The sequence below is a fragment of the Aurantimonas sp. C2-5-R2 genome (genome assembly GCF_036549495.1).
Lineage (GTDB): Bacteria > Pseudomonadota > Alphaproteobacteria > Rhizobiales > Rhizobiaceae > Aurantimonas > Aurantimonas coralicida_A.
On record NZ_JAZHLJ010000150.1, the window covers coordinates 1 to 4,155 of the forward strand.

Annotated in this window: 6 protein-coding genes and 1 pseudogene; 1 reads left to right on the plus strand and 6 read right to left on the minus strand. The window is 63.0% G+C overall.

The genetic code is table 11. The features are described 5' to 3' along the window. The 4 genes from VQ044_RS23995 to VQ044_RS24010 form a co-directional block, all read right to left on the minus strand. Positions 1–546, minus strand: a 546-nt coding sequence (locus VQ044_RS23995; RefSeq protein ID WP_331827819.1) for an ADP-ribosylglycohydrolase family protein, incomplete at its 3' end; no start/stop codon positions are given. A 48-nt stretch (positions 547–594) separates the two neighbouring features. After that, a complete protein-coding gene (locus VQ044_RS24000) occupies positions 595–816 on the minus strand; it encodes a hypothetical protein (RefSeq protein ID WP_331827820.1) in 222 nt (73 codons plus the stop codon). A 13-nt stretch (positions 817–829) separates the two neighbouring features. After that, entirely contained in the window at positions 830–1,447 is a 618-nt protein-coding gene (locus tag VQ044_RS24005) for a hypothetical protein (protein ID WP_327650186.1), read from the minus strand. 413 nt (positions 1,448–1,860) lie between these two features. Further along, complete coding sequence (locus tag VQ044_RS24010; protein ID WP_327650187.1) at positions 1,861–2,172, minus strand: hypothetical protein; 312 nt, start codon at positions 2,170–2,172, stop codon at positions 1,861–1,863. Positions 2,173–2,222: 50 nt separating this feature from the next. Here VQ044_RS24010 and VQ044_RS24015 point away from each other — a divergent pair, with 50 nt between their 5' ends. Continuing rightward, entirely contained in the window at positions 2,223–2,975 is a 753-nt protein-coding gene (locus VQ044_RS24015; RefSeq protein ID WP_327651308.1) for an NAD kinase, read from the plus strand. A 148-nt stretch (positions 2,976–3,123) separates the two neighbouring features. Here VQ044_RS24015 and VQ044_RS24020 read toward each other — a convergent pair whose 3' ends face one another. Both VQ044_RS24020 and VQ044_RS24025 read right to left on the minus strand, forming a co-directional pair. After that, complete coding sequence (locus tag VQ044_RS24020) at positions 3,124–3,588, minus strand: hypothetical protein (protein ID WP_331827821.1); 465 nt, start codon at positions 3,586–3,588, stop codon at positions 3,124–3,126. 76 nt (positions 3,589–3,664) lie between these two features. Next, positions 3,665–4,155 (minus strand): annotated as a pseudogene (locus tag VQ044_RS24025) (EF-Tu/IF-2/RF-3 family GTPase); the annotation flags it as partial.

The following is a 4,155-nucleotide window of genomic DNA, read 5'->3' on the forward strand; positions in this document are numbered from 1 at the left end:
GGGGGGAACGGTTCCTGCCGCACTGATGTCGAAGCCGCTGGCGCGCAGGGCATGCTTCGGCCGCAGATCGTAGCCGAACGCCTCCGTGACCCACCGGCGCACCTCACCAATGTCACCGCCCTTTCGCAGGGCGAAGATCGTCCCGGCTACGGCCCGGGAAGCTGCGATGGCGTCCGGGTGGTCGTGGCTCACGATCGCCTGGGCCGCCGCCAGTTCACTCGCGTCCGCCGCATCCGCCGCAAGCCAGCCGACGGCCGCTACACGCATGGGCGCGCCGTTGCCCCTGCTTCCGTAGGCCGGTGCCGCTTCCGCATGAGCCCAGGTGGCGAACATGCCGCCATAGCCGCGATACGGGTGACGCTGGACCAGCATCCGCAAAGCCGCGGCGAAGTCCCGTCCGTCCATCAGCGCATACGCGACGGCAAGACTGCAAACCGTATCGTCGGTAAACCGGCAGTCGGGATGAAACAGCGCGAAATGCGCTGGAGGAGCGGGTCCTCCCTCGAAGCGCGAACCGACGATGTCTCCGGCAATTGCACCGATCATGGCTTTGTACGGTCTGATGGCTTTTCGTCTGGCAGGCGCCCAAGCGCCTTAAGCCGGTTCGTATCGCTGTCGGTCGCGAAGCGCCTCGACATTCAGGAACCGCATGATCTTCGGATTGTCGGTGCGCTCCAGCACATGGGTGCCGCCGCCGTAGATGCTCTGCACCTGCCAGCTATGCCTGGGCGGCTTGACGTCGATGAACACGTCGCCGATCTTCGGTTCGATCATCTCGCCTGCCTGCATCCTATCTGCCTGCCTTCGAAGCTGCATTGGTCGGCTCCCTTTACGACTGCTGACTGCGTATTGCTCCGGTCGGTTGCAGAACCGGGCGCGAGGCGCGGGACTGGTCCCACGCCATGTTTCGCACAATTGCCTTGGCCAGTTCCGGCCTCGCCCTCCAGCCGGGCCTGTTGGCCAGTCGACTCTCCGCGGAGATCGCGAGGGCAGCGACCTTCAGGCTGCGCCTGTCGGGCGCGTCCTCCGCGGGCGGCTTGAAATCAAGCATGCGGGAAAGATCGCGCCCGAGCTTCTGAAGAGCCCGTTCTGCATCGTCTTCGCTGCATCCGGCATAGGCAGCAAGATCTCCATCGGCCCAGACCTTCTCCGGAAATCGTGAAAACGCTTCCAGGATTGCTGTCTCGACCTCGCCCAACCGCGACTGGAGAGCCAGAATGGCGTCGGCGAATTCCTCTTCCAGGGGGATCCCGTCCCGACGGGCACCGTGTCGCTCCTCCCGCATGCGATCAAGCAGCGAGCAGAGGATTTCGGCGGCCTCCTCGGGGCTTTCGGCGATGGCACCTTCCACCCTGCGGCGCCCAAGATAGGCGATTGCCATCGCGGTGCCGTTCTCCCTGCCGGCGACGATGCGGTGCATTCCGTGGGTCTTGTCGATCCGTTTCATTATTCGTCCTGTCGATGAAAATGGTGGCGTTTGAAATGACTGGGAATGTTCGGAAGTGTTCGTCCAGGCAGTCGCTTCCGGCTCTCGTGACCGGGGTGTAGCCGCCGCGGCGAGAACGTCGATCGGACTATGGAAATATTGAAAGGCGCCTCCGTCTCGGTCGATGATGACCTGAAACGAGAGCCGTCGGAGCGGGCGCTCGGGCGGCGTGAAGGTGGCACCGTAGCCGGGAAATCCGCTTCCCGGAGCCGTGGCCGTTCCTCATCGATCTCACAGGATCGACTCGAACAGGTCGCAGCAGTTCCGCGCATCTTGATGAAAATGCGGATGGCGTCGGTCGCATGACCGCTGCCTATCGCATATCTAGCAACGCTGTCGTGACCTGTGTAGCCCCGGCGACGGTGAAGTCAGGCTCATGCCTGCCGAGGACGGCGGAACCATGCCAGATCGCCGATGCTTGTCGGTCTGGCCGATCCGGACGGGTCGCCAATACCGGCATCCTCGCGTGCGGAGTCCTCTTCGAGCTGGCGGAGTTTTTCGGGAACCTGTTCCGGCCTGACCTCCAGCAGCCGAAAGTCGTCTATACCGAGATAGGAAATCCGCTTTCGCAGATCGTCTGGTATGACTTCCGCGGCGACTTCTGGCCATGCGGGCGGCAGTGACCATTTCTCCCGGACATGGTTTTGGACCACTTTGCCGAGAGTGACGAGATCAGGCGCGGTCACGGTTTGCCTCTAGCGGTCGCATTGAATGAAGGCGGCAGAGCTATTTCATCATGAACATCCTCTATTTGGCCGACGAAAGCGCTTCTCACCGACCGGGCTGGATTTCCGCCGCCGAGTTCACCGCTGCCGACGCTGCCGATGTCGAATTCATCGTTCTGCGAACAGGCAACTCCGGCGTTGTTCGGGGGCTGCATCGATGGGCCGGACTTCAGATACCCATCTTTCCCATGAGCGACGGCAGTTCGGATTTTCTCACGAATGGTTTCCGCGAAGGCGATATCGAGCCCGTCCTGCGCGCTTCGCGCCCGGCGGTCATTCGACCGTTGCACATGCGGTGCACCCTTGGCAGCGGCGCCGTGCACGAGGTTTTCGCCTACAACGAGGTCACTCTTGCGCGGCAATCCATGCAGATGTCCGGGATCGAGATCTGGGTGAACGGGAAGCTTCGGCTGCCGGAACTGATCGGCGACGGCGTTCTCGTCGCCACGCCGGCCGGTAGCACCGCCTACAATTTCTCCGTCCACGGCCCCATTCTGCCACTCGACTCGGGGCTGATGGCCCTTACGCCGATTGCCCCCTACAGGCCCCGGCGCTGGCGTGGCGCAATGTTGCCGGAGACGGATGTCATCACTTGCAAGACGTCCAGCGAAAGTCGCATGCTGGCTGCTACCGCCGACTTCGCGGAATACAGCGACGTGGTCGAGATTACGGTCAGGGGCGACACCTCTCGCGAAGCTGTCCTCCTGTTCGAACAAGGGGCCGATCTTTCTCAACGCCAGCTCGCTGAACAGTTCGCCATTTAGGCTCAGTGCCGTTCCATCCAGGTGACCGCGAAAGCGCTCTGCGTCGTGTGACAAGATGGAAAAGGCTCTCGATGGGGACGAGAGATTTTCCCTTGGTTCATCGTTGGTCACGGATTCCCTACCCGTTTGAGCGGCATGGCGACCGCCTTCACATTCCGACGATCTCACGCGTCCCGTCGAAGACGATGTCCTTGTTGCGGTCCATGATGTAGCGCAGGTCCCACTCGTCCCGGCACAGATAAACTGGCCGTTCGTCCCGATCGCGGACGACGTTCATGGGGTTTTCGCGAATGAAGGTCTGTAGTTTCGCGTCGTTCTCCGAGCGAATCCACCGGGCCGTGCCGAAGGGCACCGGTTCGAAGGCGACCTCCGTCTTGTATTCCGCCGCGATGCGCGAGGACAGGACGTCGAGCTGGAGCGGGCCGACAACGCCGACGATCCAGCTCGAACCGATCATCGGCCGGAACACCTGGACCAGCCCCTCCTCCGCCAAATCCTCCAGCGCGCGCCGCAGCTGCTTGACCTTCGACGTGTCCTCAAGACGAACGCGCCGCAGCACCTCCGGTGCGAAGGCCGGCAAGCCGGTGAAGCGGAACGCCTCGCCCTGGGTCAAGGTATCGCCAACGCGCAAGGTTCCGTGATTGGGAATGCCGATGACGTCGCCGGCGAAGGCTTCNCTCCGGTGCGAAGGCCGGCAAGCCGGTGAAGCGGAACGCCTCGCCCTGGGTCAAGGTATCGCCAACGCGCAAGGTTCCGTGATTGGGAATGCCGATGACGTCGCCGGCGAAGGCTTCCTCGGTGCGGGCGCGCTCCTGCGCGAAGAAATAGATCGGGTTCGACACGGCAATCGGCTTGCCGGAGCGCACGTGGTCGAGCTTCATGCCGCGCTTGAAATGACCAGAGCAGAACCGCACGAAGGCGACACGGTCGCGGTGCTTGGGGTCCATGTTCGCCTGGACCTTGAAGACGAAGCCGGAGACCTTGTCGCCGTCCGGATCGATCGGACCCTTGTCGGACGGCTGCGGGCGCGGCGAGGGCGCGTGCTCGGCGATCAGATCCATCAATTGGTCGACGGCGAAGTTCTGCAGCGCGCTGCCGAAGATCACCGGGGTGAGATGACCCTGCCGGTAGGCTTCGGGGTCGAAATCGGCATAGCCCTCGGCCGCAAGTTCCGCGGAAT